1 protein-coding gene is annotated in these 620 nt (G+C 70.5%); it reads left to right on the top strand.

Annotated features, from left to right (window positions below):
- Positions 1 to 620: hypothetical protein (locus tag AC1DDH_RS20415; protein ID WP_476956200.1), on the top strand; the 620-nt coding region annotated here is incomplete at both ends.

Below are 620 nucleotides of genomic sequence, written 5' to 3'. Positions count from 1 at the left end.
GTCCTGGTGGCGTGCCGACAACGAGACCATCCACCCCTTGTACGTCCGCTCGATCGAGACGCGGATCCAGTCCGCCTACCGCGCGGTGGGCCGTTCGGCCGACCCGGACATGCTGCTCGAGGACATCAGCCTGCCGGATTCCACGTTCCGGCTGGCCACCGCGCCGCGCCCCGATCATGCCGATCATGCCGATATCGCCGAGCCGAGCGACCAGGAACGCGCGCTGGCGCAGCGGCTGCGCACCCTGCTCAAGCTGCCGGCCGATGGATCGGTCAAGGTCCATCTGCGGCAGGTGGAATCCGCCCAGCGCGTGGCCGGCAACAGCAACTGGCTGGAGCGGGAATTCCGCGGCACGCACGCGTGGGCGCTCGATGTCGATCTCAAACTCGCCGACGGGCAATGGCTGGAGAGCCGGCACTGGCCCACCATGCTGCCCGCCCACTGGAGCCGGGTGCTGACCTTCTCGCTGCTGGTGGGCATGCTGCCCACGGCGCTCATTGCGCTGCTGTTCGGGCGGCGCATCATGCGGCCGCTCCGGCTGCTCACGGAAGCCTCCCGACGCGTCAGCCGGGGCGAACAGGTGGTGCTGCCCCGGCCGGACGGGCTGAGCGGCGTGCGCG

Source organism: Arthrobacter sp. 10T425 (genome assembly GCF_056393985.1).
Note: the sequence above shows the minus strand (reverse complement) of the source record. Positions and strands in the feature narration are given on the sequence as shown.